Annotated in this window: 17 protein-coding genes; all 17 read left to right on the top strand. The window is 30.4% G+C overall.

Annotated elements, in window-relative coordinates; translation table 11 throughout:
* Positions 1–135: 135 nt before the first annotated feature.
* On the top strand, positions 136–1,776 hold the full coding sequence (locus DWZ63_RS08440; protein WP_055946055.1) for a glycosyltransferase: 1,641 nt from the start codon (positions 136–138) through the stop codon (positions 1,774–1,776).
* Positions 1,777–1,910: 134 nt separating this feature from the next.
* A complete protein-coding gene (locus DWZ63_RS08445) occupies positions 1,911–3,740 on the top strand; it encodes a glycosyltransferase family 2 protein (RefSeq protein ID WP_055946058.1) in 1,830 nt (609 codons plus the stop codon).
* Positions 3,741–3,752: 12 nt separating this feature from the next.
* Positions 3,753–4,580, top strand: a complete 828-nt coding sequence (locus DWZ63_RS08450; RefSeq protein WP_055946062.1) for an ABC transporter permease — start codon at positions 3,753–3,755, stop codon at positions 4,578–4,580.
* Between the two features lie 71 nt (positions 4,581–4,651).
* Positions 4,652–5,848, top strand: coding sequence for an ABC transporter ATP-binding protein (locus tag DWZ63_RS08455; protein WP_055946064.1), 1,197 nt, complete (start codon positions 4,652–4,654; stop codon positions 5,846–5,848).
* Positions 5,849–5,854: 6 nt separating this feature from the next.
* Positions 5,855–8,062 carry a glycosyltransferase gene (locus DWZ63_RS08460; RefSeq protein ID WP_055946067.1) on the top strand — a complete coding sequence of 736 codons (2,208 nt, stop codon included), beginning with the start codon at positions 5,855–5,857 and terminating at the stop codon, positions 8,060–8,062.
* A 24-nt stretch (positions 8,063–8,086) separates the two neighbouring features.
* Positions 8,087–10,078: a DUF2142 domain-containing protein gene (locus DWZ63_RS08465; protein ID WP_055946070.1), complete on the top strand. Its 1,992-nt coding sequence runs from the start codon at positions 8,087–8,089 to the stop codon at positions 10,076–10,078.
* Between the two features lie 21 nt (positions 10,079–10,099).
* Positions 10,100–11,851, top strand: a complete 1,752-nt coding sequence (locus tag DWZ63_RS08470; protein WP_055946073.1) for a hypothetical protein — start codon at positions 10,100–10,102, stop codon at positions 11,849–11,851.
* An 11-nt stretch (positions 11,852–11,862) separates the two neighbouring features.
* Complete coding sequence (locus DWZ63_RS08475; protein WP_055946076.1) at positions 11,863–12,645, top strand: glycosyltransferase; 783 nt, start codon at positions 11,863–11,865, stop codon at positions 12,643–12,645.
* 52 nt (positions 12,646–12,697) lie between these two features.
* Complete coding sequence (locus DWZ63_RS08480; protein WP_055946079.1) at positions 12,698–13,387, top strand: glycosyltransferase family 2 protein; 690 nt, start codon at positions 12,698–12,700, stop codon at positions 13,385–13,387.
* Between the two features lie 12 nt (positions 13,388–13,399).
* On the top strand, positions 13,400–13,762 hold the full coding sequence (locus tag DWZ63_RS08485) for a DUF2304 domain-containing protein (protein WP_055946082.1): 363 nt from the start codon (positions 13,400–13,402) through the stop codon (positions 13,760–13,762).
* Between the two features lie 16 nt (positions 13,763–13,778).
* Positions 13,779–14,759: a glycosyltransferase family A protein gene (locus DWZ63_RS08490; protein WP_182431472.1), complete on the top strand. Its 981-nt coding sequence runs from the start codon at positions 13,779–13,781 to the stop codon at positions 14,757–14,759.
* Positions 14,760–14,773: 14 nt separating this feature from the next.
* Positions 14,774–15,718 (top strand): glycosyltransferase family 2 protein, encoded by a 945-nt coding sequence (locus tag DWZ63_RS08495; RefSeq protein WP_055946087.1) that lies wholly within the window; start codon positions 14,774–14,776, stop codon positions 15,716–15,718.
* 12 nt (positions 15,719–15,730) lie between these two features.
* Positions 15,731–16,141, top strand: a complete 411-nt coding sequence (locus DWZ63_RS08500; RefSeq protein WP_055946091.1) for an FdtA/QdtA family cupin domain-containing protein — start codon at positions 15,731–15,733, stop codon at positions 16,139–16,141.
* A complete protein-coding gene (locus DWZ63_RS08505) occupies positions 16,141–17,238 on the top strand; it encodes a DegT/DnrJ/EryC1/StrS family aminotransferase (RefSeq protein WP_055946231.1) in 1,098 nt (365 codons plus the stop codon). Before DWZ63_RS08500 ends, DWZ63_RS08505 begins: the two co-directional genes overlap by 1 nt.
* 61 nt (positions 17,239–17,299) lie before the next feature.
* Positions 17,300–18,235 (top strand): GNAT family N-acetyltransferase, encoded by a 936-nt coding sequence (locus tag DWZ63_RS08510; RefSeq protein ID WP_207664385.1) that lies wholly within the window; start codon positions 17,300–17,302, stop codon positions 18,233–18,235.
* A gap of 9 nt (positions 18,236–18,244) precedes the next feature.
* Positions 18,245–19,243: a glycosyltransferase family 2 protein gene (locus DWZ63_RS08515; protein WP_182431473.1), complete on the top strand. Its 999-nt coding sequence runs from the start codon at positions 18,245–18,247 to the stop codon at positions 19,241–19,243.
* Between the two features lie 4 nt (positions 19,244–19,247).
* Positions 19,248–20,165: a glycosyltransferase gene (locus tag DWZ63_RS08520; RefSeq protein WP_055946100.1), complete on the top strand. Its 918-nt coding sequence runs from the start codon at positions 19,248–19,250 to the stop codon at positions 20,163–20,165.
* The last annotated feature ends 1 nt before the right edge of the window (position 20,166 follow it).

Here is a 20,166-nt window from a genome sequence, read left to right on the forward strand (position 1 = left end):
CTGTAAAAATAAAATCATTGTCTGTAAATTATAAAAACAAGATTTATGTATATGAAAATCTAACAGTATTGCAAGCAGGAAGCAGATCGGATTGAAAGTATCCGTCTGACTGTTTTAGATGGAAAGGCTGGGAATATGGGAAAAGCAGCAAAAATAAAAGGGTACTTAAAAGATTATGGTTTTACATACACTATAAAAAAAGTATATAACCGCTATATAATAAAATACCATAAAGGAAGAAAATACTGTCCGATTGATATTTCGTCAGAAGAAAGAAAACTCGAAGAACAGTATATAACGCATGATGATATAAAAATAAGTATAGTAGTACCCGTATATAATACTCCGGTTTCATATCTTGTACCGATGATAGAGTCAGTAAAAAAACAGACATATAAAAACTGGGAACTTTGTCTTGCGGATGCAAGCGATGAAAATGGAGCAGCAGTAGAGGGGGTTGTAAAGAAACTAGCACAGAAAGATGACAGGATAAAATATAAGAAACTGGAAACAAATGCAGGAATAGGTGAAAACACAAACAGGGCAGCAGAAATGGCAATAGGAAATTATATAGGCTTGCTCGATCATGATGATCTCCTGCACCCGTCAGCACTCTATAATGTAGCAATGGCAATAGAAGAACATGGTAGCGAATTTATATACACAGATGAATTATCCTTCGATGGAGATACAAGAAAAGTACAGAGTATAAACTTCAAACCTGATTTTTCATGGGAGACATTCAGATATAATAATTTTATATGTCATTTCACTGTATTTAAAAAGGAATTATTTGAAAAAGCCGGTGGGTATAGAAAAGAATATGATGGAGGTCAGGATTATGACTTGTTTCTTAGAATATTAGAACAGACAAAAAAGGTATATCACATACAAAAAGTGCTTTACTATTGGAGGATACATAGTGCATCGTCAGCAGCAGGCGTTGCAGCAAAACCGTATATAGTCGAGGCAGGCAGAAAAGCCGTAGAAGAACATCTAAGAAGAATAGGACAGCCTGGAAAAGTAGAAGCATCAAAAGAACATGGACCTTTTTACAGGGTTACATATGAAAATAAAATAGAAAAAGACCGGGTAAAAGCATATAGACAGGGTGATATAACTTCGGAGGAAATAATAGCAGATCTTGGTAAAAACAGTGGAAAATATGATATAATCATTCTTTCACGAAAAGGTTACGAGGCATTTATGCCGGATATAGTTTCAGCAGATAAAACAGAAACTAACAAGGGCATTGACGAACTTGTAAATTGTCTGATACCAAAAGAAAATATGGCAGCATCCAATACCGTTTTAGATAACAGGCAAAAATATATAAATGCAGGCTGGTGTTATAATAAGAAATGGAAAGAAAAATGCAGACCACTTTACAAAGGAGTACCCGTAAAAGAACCGGGATATATGAACAGACTTCATTTCCGGCAAAGTGTGTCACTATTAGATGGCAGCGTGCTTGCAATAAAAACAGAAATTGTAAAAAAATGGCTTGAAAAAAAGACACGGGGCATAAAAAAACAGGATAAAGAACGAAAAGATATAGATTTCTTTTGCCGCAGCAGCTGGTTTGAGATGTGCATGGAAGGAAATAAAACAGGAGGCTGCTGTGTGCTGACACCATACTTTCCGGCAGTTATAAGTAAGGTGAAGAAAATAGAATTGGAAAATGCAGAGTTTGTATCTGAGTTTGAAATGGCTGAAAAGGACAGGTATTATAATGAAGGAATGGAGAAATTTGGGCGAGAGCATTTTATGTGGTAAAAGGGGGAAACATACTTTTTGTTGAAAATTACCAATATAAAAATTTAATATTATATTGAAAAAGAAAAGAAAATTAGGTAAAATAATAGTTTGTATATAGTGTAGACAGGTATTAGACTATTGGAGGAAATGTTTTGGGTGATATAAAATCAAAAATTAAGTATATGATTTGTTCAAATGATTTTGCCAATTCACTGCTCAAGATATATTTTGGAGTAAAAAAAGATGGAATATCGCATTTGGGCAATGTCATTGGGGAAGAAAGATATAACAAATATTATAGAAAGCCGTGGGTAGTTAATAAAAAAGAAGTAATTAGGCAAAAAAAAGAGTTTGCAAATTCAAATGCAAATATTCTTATTGGTATTTCATGTGAGGAAAAAACAAATGCCAACATACTTTCAAGTCTTATATCATTATCTAGGCAAAGTGTTGACAAGGTGTTGTCAGTAGTATGCATAGGGACGGATATTAAAGACAGAGAGAGGTTAAAAAGTGTTTTTAGCAAAGAGTCAGAGATGTGTCTGTATTTTATGGAAGATGGAAAGGATGTTGTATCTTTTGTAGAAAAGAATAAATTCGACTATTATGGTGAAATTCAGGCAGGAGACCTGCTTCATCCATATATGACATACTTTTTGCTTAAAGAAATTAGTCAAAATAATAGAAAATTTCTCTATTATTTCGACGAGTGGTATTTTGAAGATGATGTCAGAAAAGCCAGGAAGCATAATTATAAAAGTGATTTTTCAAGGATTTCACTTTATTCCAAAAACTATATAGATGATTTTTTTATGACAAGAGCAGATGTTTTTGTAAAGTTAAGAGGGTTTGATGGAGAAACACGGGCAAGCTATTATAACTATTTATTGAAAACTGTAGAGTATATAGACCATTGTGCAAAAGAAACAAAATCAAATGACAGGGAAATTAAAAAAATGTTGGATGATGGTTTTGTACATATTAAGGAACCTATGTATTATAAACAGGACAACGATAAATCAGAAGAAAAGAAAATAGAAAATGATCTAATAGAAATAAAGGTGTTAGAGGAGCACTTTAACAGGTGTGATATATCTGCAAAGATTATGTATGATGATAGATTACACGAGAGACATATCATTTATCCAATAAACAAAGACAAAAAAGTATCGATAATCATTCCAAATAAGGAGCATAGGGATGATTTAAAGAGATGTATAGATTCAATTGAAACAAAGACAAGTTATACGGATTATGAAATTATAATAGTGGAAAACGGAAGCACTTCAGAAAATATAAAAGAGTATTATAAAGAATTGTCAGAGAAAGATAATATAACAATTTGTGAGTGGAAGAATGGTTTTAATTATTCAGCAATCAATAATTTTGGAGCAGGAAAAGCAAAAGGAGATTATCTTGTTCTTTTGAATAATGATGTGGAAATAATATCTCCCCATTGGATAGAGGAAATGCTTATGTATGCACAAATGTCAGAGATAGGGGCAGTAGGATGTATGTTATATTATCCTGATGATACGGTTCAGCACGCAGGAGTTATACTTGGTATCGGTGGGGTAGCAGGTCATTCCCACAAACATTTCAGTTCATCAGCAAGTGGGTATAATGAGAGAATGAACTATGTTCAGGAACTTAGTGCAGTTACGGCAGCATGCATGATGACAAGAAAGGATATATATAATGAAGTTTGCGGACTTGATGAAAAGTTTGAAGTTGCCTTTAATGATATAGATTATTGTATGAAATTAAGAGAAAAAGGACTTGGAATCATATTTACACCATATTCAAGGCTGTATCATTACGAATCTATAAGCAGAGGATACGAAACAACAGAAGCGAAAGAAAAAAGATTTCGCAGTGAAACTGAAAGGTTTAAAAATAAATGGGGAAAAGAACTGGAAGAAGGGGATTTGTATTATAACCCACATTTGACATTAAGATATGAAAATTTTGAACTGAGATAGATGAGGAATATTATGGAAAAGACAAAAAGATTACCAGCGGCAATAGGTATATTGAAAGAAAATTATAAAAGCAGGAAAATGATATTTAAACTTGCAAAAAATGATTTTAAAACAAAATATGCAGGCTCTTATTTAGGAATTATCTGGGCATTTGTACAGCCGATAATGACAATATTATTATATTGGTTTGTATTTCAGGTGGGATTTAGAAGCCAGCCATATGGTGATTATCCGTTTGTGCTATGGCTTACGGCAGGTCTTGTTCCGTGGTTCTTTTTCAGTGATGCGTGGAATGGTGCAACAAACAGTATGCTGGAATATAGCTTTCTTGTAAAAAAAGTAGTGTTTGACATAGGAATATTGCCAGTTATCAAAATATTTTCTGCTTTTTTTGTAAATATATTCTTTTCACTGTTTATGGTAGTTTTGTTTATGGTAAATGGGTATATGCCTACTATGCATACATTGCAGCTTATATATTGTCTTATATGTATAATTGCATTATGTGGTGCAATGTCATACTTTACATCATCAATAATAGTTTTTATAAGAGATCTCGGACATCTGCTAGGAATAGTATTGCAGGTGCTTATGTGGATGACACCTATTATGTGGAATATACAGATGGTACAGGGAAGATTTCCGTGGCTTGTAAATCTGCTTAAGTTAAATCCCGTCTTTTATATAGTTCAGGGATATAGAGATGCTATGTTTGCAGAAAAATGGTTTTGGGAAAGACCGATATGGACGATTTATTTTTGGGTGTTAGTTCTGTTCATATATATAGCAGGAACTCATGTATTCCAAAAATTAAGACCTCATTTTGCAGATGTATTGTAGAAATATATTGAAAGATGTTGCAGATAAAATGTATTTTGCATCCAATTGATGTTAGGAAAGGAATTCAGTAAATGGATAAGGGAACAATAGAGGTCAGAGATTTATCTAAAGTCTACCACTTATATAATAAACCGAGTGACAGAATACGCGAAACATTTAGTATAAGAAAGAAAAAGTATTCAAAAGAACATTATGCTTTAAAAAATATTAACTTAAAAATAAATAAGGGTGAGTCGATTGGTATAGTAGGGACAAACGGTTCAGGTAAATCTACATTATTAAAATTAGTTACTGGAGTTGTGACACCTACTACTGGAACTATAAAAACAGATGGTAAAATTGCAGCTTTACTTGAGCTTGGTGCAGGATTCAATCCTGAATATACAGGTATAGAAAATATATATCTTAACGGGACTATGATGGGATATACAGAAGAAGAAATGAAGAAACGTGTTCCAGATATAATAGAATTTGCGGATATAGGAGAATTTATAAATCAGCCTGTAAAATCATATTCAAGTGGTATGTTTGCGAGACTTGCATTCGCTGTTTCGATAAATGTTGAACCTGACATATTGATAGTAGATGAAGCATTATCAGTAGGCGACACCAGATTTCAGGTTAAATGTATAGATAAGATGCGTGAACTTCAGGAGAGCGGAACGACGATATTGTTTGTAACACATGCGATAGAGCAGATAAAAAGATTTTGCACAAGAGCAATATGGATAAAAAACGGTGAACTTATAGAAGATGGTGAAGCGAGTCAGGTTGTTGATTTATATGATAATTTCATGAAATACGGTGAAAAGAAAATAGAAAAAGTAAATAATGAAGATGAATTTAGACTACCTGAGAATTCAGATTACCTTGCTGTAATACAAAAAGTTTCAATAAATAAAAATATGTTTAAAACATTTGAGAAACTTGAAGTTGAAGTAACATACGATGTTTATGATAATCATATGGAAGATCTTCAGGTAGGGGTTGCATTTTACAGTCTTGACAGAAAGATATATGTATTTGGACCTAACACTAATCTTGACAAAATATCAGTACCTCAAAAGCAGGGGCGTCATGTGGTGAAATACATAGTACCTGAGCTTATGCTTATGGGAGGAGATTATACGGTTGATGTAGGAATATTTAACAGCGGTGGAATTGTAAATTTAGATTACAAAAATAACTGTGAAGGCTTTTCGGTTGCAAATGAATACTTTTCGGAGGGAATGTTTTACCTTAAACATGAATGGCAAATAGGAGAATAACAAAAGATGGGTATATTAAAGAAGATAAATACGGCATGCAGGATAGTTAAAGAAGAAGGCATGTATGTAATGTTATACAAATTTAAAGCAAAATTAGGAATAGGTTCAGCAGGGGAAAATGCTGGCATTGCATCAAATGATGAAAAAAACTATCAGAACTGGATAAAGAAAAATGAAACAGCTCTAAATGAGTTTGATGAAGAGAAAATTCCATATAAGCCGTTGATTTCGGTTGTAGTGCCTGTTTATAATGTATCAACTAAGATGTTAAAAGAGTGTATAATGTCTGTGATAGATCAGACATATGCAAATTGGGAACTTTGCCTTGCTGACGATGCATCTACGATGCCCGAAGTAAGAAAGTGCCTGAAATCATTTGAGGACAATCCCAAGATAAAAATTAAATACAGGGAAAAAAATGGTCATATATCACGCTGTACGAATACAGCGATAAAGATGGCAACAGGTGAATATATAGCATTTATGGACTGTGATGATGTTCTTGCTCCAAATGCGTTATATGAAGTTGTAAAGCTGCTCAATCAGGATAAAAGCCTTGACTTTATATATAGTGATGAAGATAAGCTGTCAGAAGATGGAAAACACAGACATCAGCCACATTTTAAACCTGACTGGTCACCTGATACTATGATGTCACTCATGTACACATGTCATCTTGGGGTATATAGAAAAAGGATAGGTGATGAACTTGAATGGCTTAGAACAGGCTTCGAGGGAGCACAGGATTATGACCTTACATTAAGATTTACGGAAAAGACAAAAAGGATAGGTCACATTACAAAAATACTTTATCATTGGAGAGAAAGAAAAGAATCTACTGCTATAAATCCGGAAGCGAAAGGGTATATAGTAGATGCTACCAGAAAAACGAAAGAAGAAGCATTAAAAAGAAGGGGATATGAGGCACAACTTGAATGGGTTGATAATATATATCAGTTCAGAGTAAATTACAAGCCTGTTGGAAATCCAAAGATAAGTGTGATAATACCGTCTAAAGACAATTTTGATGTATATAAAAGGTGTATAGAAACACTGACTGAAAAAACAAAATATAAAAATTATGAGATAGTAACTGTCGATAATGGAAGTTCTGAAGAAAACAGAAAAAAATATGAACAGTATAATAAAGATAAGGCTCAGAAATATATTTACAAGCCAATGGATTTCAACTTCTCAAAAATGTGTAATATAGGAGTAGAAAATTCAGATGGAGAACTTGTATTATTGTTAAATGATGATATGGAGATAATAGACGGAGAATGGATGGAGCGTATGGCAGGTCATGCGATGCTGCCATATACAGGTGCAGTCGGTGCAAAACTATTATATCCAAACAGTACGCTTATACAACATACTGGTGTATTTAGTTTTGATTGTGGACCAAGCCATGCATTATGCCGATATGATGATAGTATCTTGTTTAATTTTTGCAGAAATAAGATTGAATACAATTATAGTGCAGTGACTGCTGCGTGCCTTATGGTTACCCGTGAGAAATACTTAGAAGTCGGTGGACTTGATGAAAGCTTTGCGGTAGCGTATAATGATGTAAAATTCTGTTTTGACTTATTAGAGAAAGGCTATTATAATGTAGTACGGACAGATGCAGTATTATATCACCATGAATCATTAAGCCGTGGAAGTGATGTGCTTGACAAGGCAAAATATGAGAGACTTTTAAAAGAACGCCGCAGATTATATGATATACATCCATCACTGGAGGGAAAAGATCCGTTTTATAATCCGAATCTTACGATGAGGAGAGGAGATTGTACTGTAGAAGGCGGGCTTGATAATTTAGAAAATATAGTCTTAAATTTGCAAAGTAAAGATTGTTTAGAAAAAAGAAAGAGTAATTTTATTAAAGGTTCAATAGAGAATATAGTTGTTACAGGAAAGTATATGCTAGTTAGTGGTTGGTGCATAAATGAGAAATCGAGATGGAACAATTTTATAAGAGCGAAAATACTTTTGGTTTGTGATGATAAAATATTTGAATTAAAAACACAGAAAATGTATAGAGAACATATGAATGAGCTTACTGGTATAAATGGAAAAAATAATTTGAGTTGTTTTAGAGTATATTTTGATTCGAATCAGTTACCGAGTCGAAAATATAACATTTATATAAAAAAAGGAAAATATATTTTTGATAGTAGCAGAATATTGGAAAAAGTGAAAAGTGTTTACTGATTTAGTAAGAGGAAAATTTAAATTATGAATTTGAAGAAAAAATTAGAGGATAAAGTTAATAAAAGAAAATGCTTGATTTTATCTTATCAAACAATTATGTTAATAGCATTAATGCTTATTTTTTATGTAATATATCCGAGCATCAGATATGATTACATAAATGGAAAACAGGTTGTGGGGATTGAAAATATATCAGGTTACAATTCTTATAATATAGTTGACAATACATTTAATGTAATTGGAGATGATCCTAATTTTACAATAACGGATGATTTGGAATATATCAATATAGTGGATATAAAATTTGAACAAGCTGTGGAAGATGATATTGATATTGCTGTTTATTATGCAAAAAAAACAGAACAATTTAGCGAAAAAAATGTTAGGTATAGTAAAATAAAAAAGGGAGAAAGTGATATTAAATTTTATCTCAAAAAAAATAAATATAAATATATACGGCTAGATGTAGAAAAAGATTTTATATTAGATAAAATTGAACTTAATGGAAAAAGGTTGGAAAAAAATGATGTTAAGTTTACAATAAGTATATGTATATTTTTGGTTATTGCAATTTTGGGAGCAATAAATATTAAAAATAGATATGATAAAATTAATGCTTTTTTGTTTAAAACAGTGAAACAATTAGATGGAATTTTAAAACAGCTTGACAAGAAGATAGAAAAGATTTTCACTGTTGTTGGAATAATAATGGGATGTTTGTTTGCGGTATTGATTCCACCAGAACAGGTACCAGATGAACCTGCTCAATATAGTATGATTGAAAATGAATTTGGTTTTTCTGGTTATTATAATGAAATCTACAAATATTATGAAGATATTGGAGCCACTAATGTTGTTAGAAACTATGATGTAAAACAAAGTAAAGAATCGCTTAAAAAGCATAGTGGTGACAGATTTTCTAAGGAATGTAAATGGACAGGCAAGATAAGTATAAAAATGATAACACATTTGCCTCAGGGCATAGCATTTTTTATATTTGCATTGTTAGGAGCACCGATAGCAGTGTGTATGTATGCAGCAGAATTTGCAGCGGTATTATTTTTTGTAATAATAGGATATATTGCATTAAAGATTATGCCAGTCAAAAAAAGTTTATTATTTGCAATAATGCTTTTGCCTATGAATTTGCAGCAGTGTTCAAGTGTAAGTTATGATGCAGTATTGTTGCCAGTTTGTTTTTTGTTGACAAGTTACATTTTTCATTTAATATATGATTATATAACGGTAGGATATAAACAGATATTGTGTTTAGGTGCGTTATCAGTTGTTATAATGTTAATTAAACCGCCGTATTTACTTTTATTAGGGCTACTGTTAATGTTGCGATGTGAAAAGATTTCTTTTTTTGATAGTTTAGTATATCAGAAGATTAAAAAATTTAAATATTGTTTTGCAGTTTTAATTATATTTGCCATTATATTAGGATGCATATTATTTAGGGAGAATATGTATGTTAAAGTGGTTTTGGCATGTGTATTTAACTTTAAAAGATATGTTGTCATTGTGTTTAATACATTAAAGTCATATGCTGAGTTTTACACAGTGTCTACTATTGGAATAATGGGATGGCTTGATACAAAATTTTCAATATGTTATTATTTATTTATAATTATTTTCTTGGCAATTATAGCACAGAAAGACAATATAAATAATAGATACAAGAATGGTTTTGTATTAAGAGATAGGATTATTATGTTGACGATTGCTTTTTTAATAGTTGTTACTATAATCACTATCATGTTTACATGGACTTTTCAAATTGCTGAAATGGACATAAATGTATCATTTATAGAAATGGCAAAATATTTAAATAATACAGAATTGAGTTTAGGAACCCAAGGAAGATATTTTGTACCTATTGTATTTTTAATATATGCATTATTGTATGACCTTGTCAAGATAAAGGACAAAGTTATCAGCATTGTTGAGGTAATAGTATATCCGATAATGTTTATTTATGTGATAATGCAGTTGCTTCAAAGATTTTGGGGATAAGTTAAGAAAGGATACCGATATATGTTAGCACTTATTTTTTATATCACATCTATATGTTCAATTGCCGCTTCAATTTTCCTTATAGAAAAAAGTAAGGAAAAATTAAATGGTATATCGTGGTTTGTACTGACTATTATCACCATAATAGGTTATCAAGGATTTATTGGAGGAATAGTAAATTTAGTTAATTTACCTGTTGGTATAATAACTATAGGAGGAGCAAACTGGCTGGTTTCACTTATATTTTTTAAAATTATTTTTGAGAATAAAAAAATACAAAAGTATTATTATGATAGGATTGATATTATTTTTACCATAGTTGCCTTTTTGATTTTGCTGAATTTGGTGTATCATAGATTTGGCTTTGGTTTAGATATTAATTTTCAGTCTGTAGATGCAACAGTTCATATGAAACTGGCTACAGATACAGTCAAAAATCATAGTATTTCAACTAACTTATATTTATCATCTTTGAATGAAGCTTTGATAATAGAAGTATTAAAAGGAATTGTTCCTAAATTTTTCTATTATAAAATTTTTGTGTTATGTGAAATTTTTTACTTATTTTTAGCTGGGATGATTTTCTACACTATTGTACGCAATTATAGTAAAAATATATTTTTACAATTAGCTGCATGTGTTACAACAATTTTTTATTGGTTAGGTTATCCTTTGTATAGTACAGTTTTTGGTTTTTCATATTTTGGATTAGGAATAACTGTTATTGCATATTTGATTGCTGTTTGTGATATGTATGTTGATAAATTGATAAAGAGGGAAATATGTATAATAATGCTGGCATTAGGATGTTATTCGCTTATGGTTTGTTACACATTATTTGTACCAGTAGTTTTTTTGGGAATATTTATCTGCATTCTTAATGGACAAATAAAGAAAAAGATGATGATTTCACTTGAGACTATTTGGACTATGTTAAGTGTATTTTTAATTCCATGTATTTTGGGATTGATATATTCATTTAGAAATGTTAAGGAATTGGCGATAACATCTTCGACTACGACTGCATTTGCAAATGAAGGTGGTAGCTATAGAGATTTATATTCGGATTTCATATTAATATTACCTTTGATAATTGCTGGATATTGGTTTATTATAAAGAAAATAAAAAAAATTAATATGGTTATTACGACTATGCCATTATTAATAATTTTTATGATTATTCTTTTTAAATTAGGAATGGACGGAAAAGTATCGAGTTATTATTTTTGTAAAAATCATAGTTTGCTATGGTTATTGTCTTTTATATGTGTTTTTTGGTGCGTGGAAACATTATCTGAAAAACATAAAGAAATAGTTATAGGTTTTTTTGTTACTTATTTGATTTTATTTGGGTTTGATTTTAAAGGAGGAGATAATTATATTTTAAATAAGAATTCAAATTTTATATCTGTAACATCAAAAAATTTTATTAATATATATGATTTTACAAAATTGTGGTATGATCAGCCTAAATTTGATGGTGGAAAACTGGAATTATATAAATATGCAAGCGATGCATACCAACCAGATGTCAATAATAATGTGCTGGTTTTTGGAAATGAATTGGAAGAGGGATGGTTTCAGACATTAACTGATCAGGATTCTCCTAAATGTAATGGAGACATAAACACATATAATGAAATAGTGAGTACAGGAAAAGCAGAATATGTCTGTGTATTATATGGAGATGCATATCAGACTAATCAGGCATATTTTGACAGCTTGGAAAAAGTGTATCAAAATGGCGTAGGTTTTATTGCAAAGATAAAATAAAGAGGAAAAATATGAAACATACATTTGTGATTTGTGCATATAAAGAAAGTGAATTTTTAGAAGAATGTATCTTGTCTTTGAAAAAGCAGACAGTAAGATCAAATATTTTTATTGCAACATCAACACCAAATAAATATATAGATGATATTGCAGAAAAACATGGGATTGTTGTTATGGTAAATAAAGGTCAGGGTGGAATAACACAGGATTGGAACTTTGGACTTAGTAAAGTTAAGACCAGATATGCCACAGTTGCACATCAGGATGATATATATGAGCCTGAATATGCAGAAAAAATAATTAAGGAGATGGCTAAATCGGACAATTCGATTATTGCATTTTCTGATTATAGTGAGCTTAGAAAAGGTGAAAAGATACATGATACAACGATGCTTAAAATTAAGAGGATAATGTTATTGCCATTGAGAATAAGGGCATTTTGGAAAAGCAAGTTTATAAGAAGAAGAGTTTTATCTATGGGCGATCCAATATGTTGTCCTGCCGTTACATTTGATCTTAAAAATGTTAAAAGACCAATTTTTCAAGATGGATTCAGAAGTTGCGAGGACTGGGAAGCATGGGAAAAATTATCTGGATTAAAAGGAAAATTTATTTATATAAATGAACCCCTGATGTGTCACAGAATACATGAGGAATCGGCAACAACGGCTATAATACATGATAATGCAAGAGTTCAGGAAAATTATACCATGTATTGTAAATTTTGGCCGAAACCGATAGCGAAACTGATAAATCATTTTTATACAAAATCTGAAAAATCAAATGAGATATAGTAAATAGATAAAGATGAATTAAAGTTATACAAGATTAGGGAGTTAAAATACAATGAAAAAACTTGTAATAATTCCGGCTTTTAATGAAGAAGGAAATTTAGAAAAAACAATAAAAGATATAAAAGATAATGCACCGGACTTTGATTATGTTATAATCAATGACTGTTCAACCGATAAAACACTTGAAATGTGTAGGAGACATGGATTTAGTTATCTTAATCTTCCGGTAAACCTTGGAATAGGTGGTGCTGTCCAGACAGGATACAGATATGCGTATTATCATGGTTATGATATAGCAGTTCAGTTTGATGGTGACGGACAGCACAGTGCATCACATTTAGAGGATATGGTTACGACACTTATCGATACAGAGTCAGATATGGTAATCGGTTCAAGATTTATTGAAAAAGAAGGTTTTCAGTCCTCTGGTTTAAGAAGAATAGGAATTAAATATTTTACCGGACTTATTAAATTGCTGACTGGAAAGAAAATAACTGATCCGACTTCAGGAATGAGAATGGTTAATAAAAAGCTCTTGGAAAAATTTACAGATGAATATCCCAAAGATTATCCTGAGCCCGAAAGTGTAGTAACGATTTTAGCTGAAAAATATAAGGTAACGGAAATTCCTGTAGTTATGAATGAAAGAGAAGAAGGTGTATCTTCAATTTCATTAAAAAACAGTGTATATTATATGATTAAAGTTAGTTTTGCAATACTGATAGCAAGAATGAAAAAATAAAGGTGGATAAAAATGTCGATAAAATTACAGATTTTGATAATAGTTGTCATTATTTTGGCAATGTTATATATTGTTAATCATGTTAGAAAGAAAAGCATAGATTTTAAATACGCATTATTATGGCTTTTTGTATGTATATGTGTATTGGTACTAGCGATATTTCCTAAATTGTTGAATGTGGTTGCAAAAGCATTTGGGATAGCATCACCGGTAAATATGTTATTCTTTTTTGGATTTTGTTTGTCCATAGTAGTTATATTTACATTGTCTATAGCATTGAGTAACCTGACTGACAAGGTTAAAAAAATGGCACAGGAGATTGCTATTATCAGAAAAGATATGTATGAAAGATACAATTCAAATAAGGATGTATGATAATTGTGAGGATAAAATGAAAAAAATATCAATTGTTTTACCGGTGTATAATGGTGCAAAAAGTGTAAAAAAGTGTATAAAAAGCATATTTGCCCAAGATTATACAAACTTAGAAATTATAATTGTAAATGACGGCTCTACAGACAATTCTGAGGAGATAATAAAAAGTGTAATAGAAGAGTATGGCAGAAAAGATGTTATATATATATATAAAGAAAATACAGGGGTTGCAGACACGCGAAATTATGCCATAAGTATTGCTTTAGGTGATTATATTACTTTTATAGATCAGGATGATATGTATTCTGAAAATTATTGCAGCAGTTATATGGGACTTGTTGACGAAAATACGGATATTGTTGTTGGCGGATATATAAGAGTTGATTCAGAGGAGAAAGAACTTTATCGTGAACATTTAGCAGAAGCGGAGTGGAGTAAATATATAGTTACCGCACCGTGGGCTCATATTTATAAGAGAGATTTCCTGGTAAATAACAAAATAGAATTTTTAAAGTCGGCAATCGGAGAGGATGTGTATTTCAATATATTGGCATATGCGTATGCAAAAAATGTAAAAATATGTGAAGAAGAATTATATTATTGGACAAACAATCCGGAGTCGGTTTCAAATTCAAAGCAGGCTAAAATTGATGAAAATATAGATCCATTGTTTTTATTACAGTCAATATACGACAGGCTGCCGGAAGTATCAGGTAAAAAAAAGGAATTTATAGAATATTATTTTATTAGGTATATTGTATGGTATATATTGTTTACATTGAAAAACAGTGAGTGGAAAAAAGTCAGGGAAAAGAAAAAGGAAATGTTTGATTGGCTTGAAACAAAATTTCCATACTATAGGAAAAATCCAAACATAAAGATGGGACTTCCGAAAGGGGATTCATTAAGAAACAGGTTAAGTGTGTGTGGGATAATCAGATTAAATATGTTGAGAGCTGATAATTTGATATTAAAGATATTAAAGGTTGTGTTGTAGAAGAAAGGAATAAAATGAGTAACATATTATTTTCTGTTTTATTAGTGACATATAATTCAGAATTGAGTGATATATTTAAGACATTAACTTCAATTATAAATCAGGAGTTTGAGCATTTTGAGATTGTTTTGTCTGATGATGGTTCTGAAGATAACAAATTTAAACAGATTGAAGAATTTATGAAAGAACATAAATTCTTCAATTATAAGATGGTTGGACATGATAAAAATCAGGGAACAGTTAAAAATCTTATAAGTGGTCTTGAAAATTGTTCCGGGAAGTATGTAAGAGATTTTGGACCTGGTGATATGTTTTATACAAAAGATTCATTAAAAAAGTTATATGAATTTATGGAAAAGAAGCAATGTGACAGTTGTTTTTGCAGAGTACAGGGTTATATTGAGAAAAACGGAACATTGACAGAGAAAGAATATATACATCCGTTCGACATAAACGCATATAAAAAAGGTAAAAAAGACTTAATTATAAAAAACTTGATTTTGTATAGTGACAATGTCTCAGGGGCATCTACATCGTATAAGACGGACTATTATTTAAGTTATCTTAAGAAAATAGTTGGAAGTGTAGTATATGAGGAAGATATTTTTCAGGTATATGCGGCACTTGAAGGAAATAATTTTGAATTTTTAGATGAATGTTTGATATGGTATGAAACCTCAGAAGGTATTTCTACAAATAAAAATAGTCCTTTCAAGAAAAAGATTGCATTGGATGTAGAACATTTTTTTGACCTAATGAATTTAAAATTTGGAGAAAATAAATATGTGCAGAAAAGGATGAGATTGTCAAAACTGTACAGAATAGATAATTTATATCTAAGAACGATTGTACGTTTTTTGTATGATCCATATGCAATCATCTATTTGGTAAAGCATTATGTATCTGTTATAAGAGGTGATTACAAAATCAATAGTAAAGGTGAACAGTGGAATAGCTAGGGAGTGATAAAGATGGAGATAGTAAAGTATAGATTTCAGCAACATGGTGATGAGAGAGGACAATTGGTAGCTCTTGAAGAAAATAAAGATATACCATTTCAGGTGAAAAGAGTATATTATATGTATGATACCGTGAAAGGAGTCAGGAGAGGATACCATGCACATAAGTGTTTGAAGCAAATTCTTATAGCAATACATGGAAACTGTAAGATTCATTTGGACAATGGAAAAGAAACCGCAGAGATTTTATTGGATAAACCATATGAGGGATTATATATTTCAAATGATATGTGGAGGGAAATGTATGATTTTTCGGAGGATGCTGTTCTGATGGTACTGGCATCGGAATATTACGATGAGAGTGATTATATAAGGAATTATGATGAGTACATACAATATATAAAAAATGAGGTGAAAGAATGATGAATATACCGTTTGTAACATTTGAGCATATGCATAACGAGATAAAAGATGAAGTATTAAAAAAAATAAAAGATGTATATGAAAAAGGATGGTTTATACAAGGAGAAGAAGTAGAAAAATTTGAAAGTGAATTTGCAGAGTATTGTGGAACAAAGTATTGTGTAGGCACAGGGAATGGTTTAGATGCGTTATTTTTAACTTTGAAAGCACAGGGAATAGGAGAAGGTGATGAGGTTATTGTACCGTCTAATACATTTATTGCTACTGCACTTGCGGTTTCTTATACTGGTGCAAAACCGGTTTTTGTAGAACCTAGAATAGATGATTATCTTATAAATGAGGAATTGATAGAGGAAAAAATAAATAGTAATACTAAAGCTATTGCAGCTGTACATTTATATGGACAAACAGCTGAGGTAAAAAAAATAAATAAAATTGCAAAAAAACATAATTTGTTTGTTTTGGAGGATGCTGCTCAGGCTCATGGTGCAAGATTGTACGGACAGAAAGCTGGAGCATTAGGTGATGCGGGCGGATTTAGTTTTTATCCCGGAAAAAATCTTGGAGCATTAGGTGATGCGGGGGCTGTGGTTACAAATAATAAAGAGCTTGCAGATAAAGTAAGGGCATTGGGAAATTATGGTTCTGATTATAAGTATCATCATATATATATGGGAAATAATTCAAGGCTTGATGAAATTCAGGCAGCAGTTCTTAGAATTAAATTAAAAAATTTAGATAAATGGAATAAGAACAGACAGGAAATTGCAAATGCATATTTATTAGGAATAAATAACAGTAAGATTATTTTGCCTAAAATAAATCAAAACTGCGAGCATGTTTTTCATATTTTTGCTATAAGATGTGAAGAAAGAGCAAGTTTAGAAAAACATCTAAATGACAATGGAATTGGAACAAATAAACACTATCCTATACCAATACATATCCAGAAAGCATATAGTTATTTAGGATACAAAGAAGGGGATTATCCGATTGCAGAAGAAATTTCAGATACGGAACTTAGCATTCCTATGTATTACGGAATGTCAGAAGAAGAAGTGGATTATGTAATTAATACAATTAACAACTGGAGGTAGTAAAATGTTTCATTTTGAAAAATATAATGAAAAGGATGAGAAAAAATGGGATGATTTTGTTATGGAAAAATCAATAAATGGAACTTTTTTACAGACAAGAAGATTTCTTAACTATCATCCAAAAGACAGATTTGTAGATGAATCAATAATAATTTATAATAAAAAAAATAATATTGCAGCGGTTTGTCCGGCCTGCCTTATTGAGGAAGATGGAAAGAGAATTTTCTTTTCACATAAAGGGACAACTTTTGGAGGAATAATAACAGATAAAAAGCACTACAGAGCGAAATATATAATAGATATGGTCAAAGAATTTAAAGAATATCTATTACAGGAAAAATTTGATGAGATGTATCTGAAAATGACATCAGATATATTTTCAGATGCGGAATCAGATTTATTTCAATATGCATTTCAATATAATAACTTTAAAGAATTTAAGGAGTTAAGTACATATGTTGATTTGAATAATTATAAAGAAGATATTTTATCTAATTTTGCTCAGGGTAAAAGGACAAATGTTCATAATTGTATTAAAGAAGGTCTTGTGACAAGAGAACTTGAAACAGATGATGAAATAAAAGTTTTTTATGATATTCTGTGTGAAAATCTTGCTAAATATGATACTAAACCTGTCCATACGATTGAGGAATTATTAGAATTCAAAAATGACAGGTTAAAAAATGAATGTGGATTTTTTGGGACATTCTTGGACAATGAAATGATTGCTGGTTCAATGATGTTTTATTTTCCTAAGGTATCCTGTGCACATACACAGTATTTAGCAGCAAGACAGGCATATAACAAGCTAAGTCCAATGACATATATGTATTATAGTATGATTGAAAAAATGAAAGATTTGGGATATAAAAAAGTTTCTTGGGGAACAGCAACAGAAAATTTAGGGCAGTACCTAAATACTGGCTTAATAACAAGTAAGGAAGATTTTGGAAGCAGATATTGTAATAATCTTACTTATTACATAAAAGGAGAGTAACGAATGAAATTGAGCGTTCTTGTAACATTTTATAATCAGAAAGATTATGTTGATAGGGCTTTAAGAAGTATTTTATTACAAAACACTGATTTTGAATATGAGATTCTAGTCGGTGATGATGGTTCTACAGACGGGACACTAGATAAAATAAAGGAATGGCAAGCAAAATATCCTAATAAGATAAGTGTATATATTATGGATAGACAAGAGGGAAAAAAATATAATAGCAGTTTTAGGGCATCAAGGAATAGAATTAATCTATTAAAGTATGTAAAGGGAAAATATTTTACATATTTGGATGGTGATGATTATTTTTGCAATAATAATAAGTTTCAAAAGCAAATTGCATTTCTTGAAAATGATAATGAAAAACGATTTTCGATGTGTGCACATAATGTTTATTCAGTTGACGGTAAAAGTGGTACAAAAACAATATTTCTAAAAAAAATGGAAAGAAATATGAAATTAAAGGCTAAAGATTATTGGAAAAAGTATTATTTTCATCCAGATTCAATTATTTTTAGAAGTGAATATATAAAAGAGATAAAATATAATTTAGTAAAAGATTATTTTAATGATAATATGATAGTTTACTCTTTTTTACAGCATGGAGATATTTATTATATGGCTGATATAATGGCATGTTATACTCAAACTGGCGATGGAATATGGACAGGAAGTTCAAAATATGTTGGTTGTCTTAGAAATTTAATGGATATGGATTTGGAGATAAAGATAAATGATGATTTTTGGGTATCAAGTTTAATAAGACATTTTTGGGATATTTATTATTTTGTGTTTAGGAAAAATGTAAACAATGAAAGCAATGACAAAATAAAGTTTTATTTAAAGCAGATAGCTAAAGATAAATTGTATAATACGGAAATACTGTATCGCTATAATGTAGGAAAAAAAAGATTTAGTATAAAAGCATATTCTTTATTTTTTAAGGCGATGATTGCTTATATTTTATTTAACATGAAATGGATTGTAAAAAGAAATAGGTGATAAAATGAAAAAATATATATATGCATTTGTGATATTACATTATGGTGAAGCTAAAATGACAATAGATTGCGTGAATAATTTGCTAGATAAAATCAAAGATGAAAAAAGTGCCATAATTGTAGTTGATAATAATTCGCCATTACAGACGGGAAAACAGGTTGATGGAGAATTTGAAAGTAAAAATAATGTTTTCTTTATTTACAATAAGAAAAATTTAGGTTTTGCAAATGGAAATAATGTGGGATATAAATTTGCAAAAGATGTACTAAATAGTGAGTATATTTGTGTCATGAATAATGATGTATTTATTCTTCAAGAAAATTTTTGGGATTTAGTAAAAAGAATTGATGAGAATAATTTGGCAGTTGTTGGTCCACATATCTGTTTAAAAAATGGTGAAGAAAATGCTATGTATTATAAAATGAATAGTGTAGAAGAATTAGAAAAAGAGCGTAATGCATATATTAAACAACTTAGAAGAATTAAGTCATCTATATGGAGATTTTGGACTAAGTGGGACAAATTCAAATTGGTAGTAAGAAAACTATTAGGTTACATAGGAGTAATGGACAAATTAGTTTTACATGAAGAAATGATAGAAGGAAGTTTAGACAAACATTATAATATAATATTACATGGATGTTGTTTGATTTTTATGCCATCGTACATAAAAAAGTTTGATGAGGGATTTGATACAGAAACTTTTATGTTTAGAGAAGAAGAATTGCTTTATTTAAGGTGTAGAGATAAAGAATTGAATATGTTGTATTATCCAGAAATAGAGGTTAAGCATTTAGAAGATGTTTCTACAAATTACATTTATAATAATGATAGAAAGAAACTAATTTTTAATTATGAAAATCAGATTGTATCGCTAGGGATACTAATAAAAAAGTGTCATAAATTGAATGAGGAGAGATAGC

This window comes from Clostridium sp. AF34-13, assembly GCF_003477845.1.
Taxonomy (GTDB): Bacteria; Bacillota; Clostridia; order Lachnospirales; family Lachnospiraceae; genus Butyribacter; species Butyribacter intestini.

Bases quoted from the DNA above. Each gene is read 5' to 3' on its own strand.
- DWZ63_RS08440 (WP_055946055.1), top strand. From the start codon at position 136: ATGGGAAAAGCAGCAAAAATAAAAGGGTACTTAAAAGATTATGGTTTT.
- DWZ63_RS08450 (WP_055946062.1), top strand. From the start codon at position 3,753: ATGGAAAAGACAAAAAGATTACCAGCGGCAATAGGTATATTGAAAGAA.
- DWZ63_RS08455 (WP_055946064.1), top strand. From the start codon at position 4,652: ATGGATAAGGGAACAATAGAGGTCAGAGATTTATCTAAAGTCTACCAC.
- DWZ63_RS08460 (WP_055946067.1), top strand. From the start codon at position 5,855: ATGGGTATATTAAAGAAGATAAATACGGCATGCAGGATAGTTAAAGAA.
- DWZ63_RS08465 (WP_055946070.1), top strand. From the start codon at position 8,087: ATGAATTTGAAGAAAAAATTAGAGGATAAAGTTAATAAAAGAAAATGC.
- DWZ63_RS08470 (WP_055946073.1), top strand. From the start codon at position 10,100: ATGTTAGCACTTATTTTTTATATCACATCTATATGTTCAATTGCCGCT.
- DWZ63_RS08475 (WP_055946076.1), top strand. From the start codon at position 11,863: ATGAAACATACATTTGTGATTTGTGCATATAAAGAAAGTGAATTTTTA.
- DWZ63_RS08480 (WP_055946079.1), top strand. From the start codon at position 12,698: ATGAAAAAACTTGTAATAATTCCGGCTTTTAATGAAGAAGGAAATTTA.
- DWZ63_RS08485 (WP_055946082.1), top strand. From the start codon at position 13,400: ATGTCGATAAAATTACAGATTTTGATAATAGTTGTCATTATTTTGGCA.
- DWZ63_RS08490 (WP_182431472.1), top strand. From the start codon at position 13,779: ATGAAAAAAATATCAATTGTTTTACCGGTGTATAATGGTGCAAAAAGT.
- DWZ63_RS08495 (WP_055946087.1), top strand. From the start codon at position 14,774: ATGAGTAACATATTATTTTCTGTTTTATTAGTGACATATAATTCAGAA.
- DWZ63_RS08500 (WP_055946091.1), top strand. From the start codon at position 15,731: ATGGAGATAGTAAAGTATAGATTTCAGCAACATGGTGATGAGAGAGGA.
- DWZ63_RS08505 (WP_055946231.1), top strand. From the start codon at position 16,141: ATGAATATACCGTTTGTAACATTTGAGCATATGCATAACGAGATAAAA.
- DWZ63_RS08510 (WP_207664385.1), top strand. From the start codon at position 17,300: ATGGAAAAATCAATAAATGGAACTTTTTTACAGACAAGAAGATTTCTT.
- DWZ63_RS08520 (WP_055946100.1), top strand. From the start codon at position 19,248: ATGAAAAAATATATATATGCATTTGTGATATTACATTATGGTGAAGCT.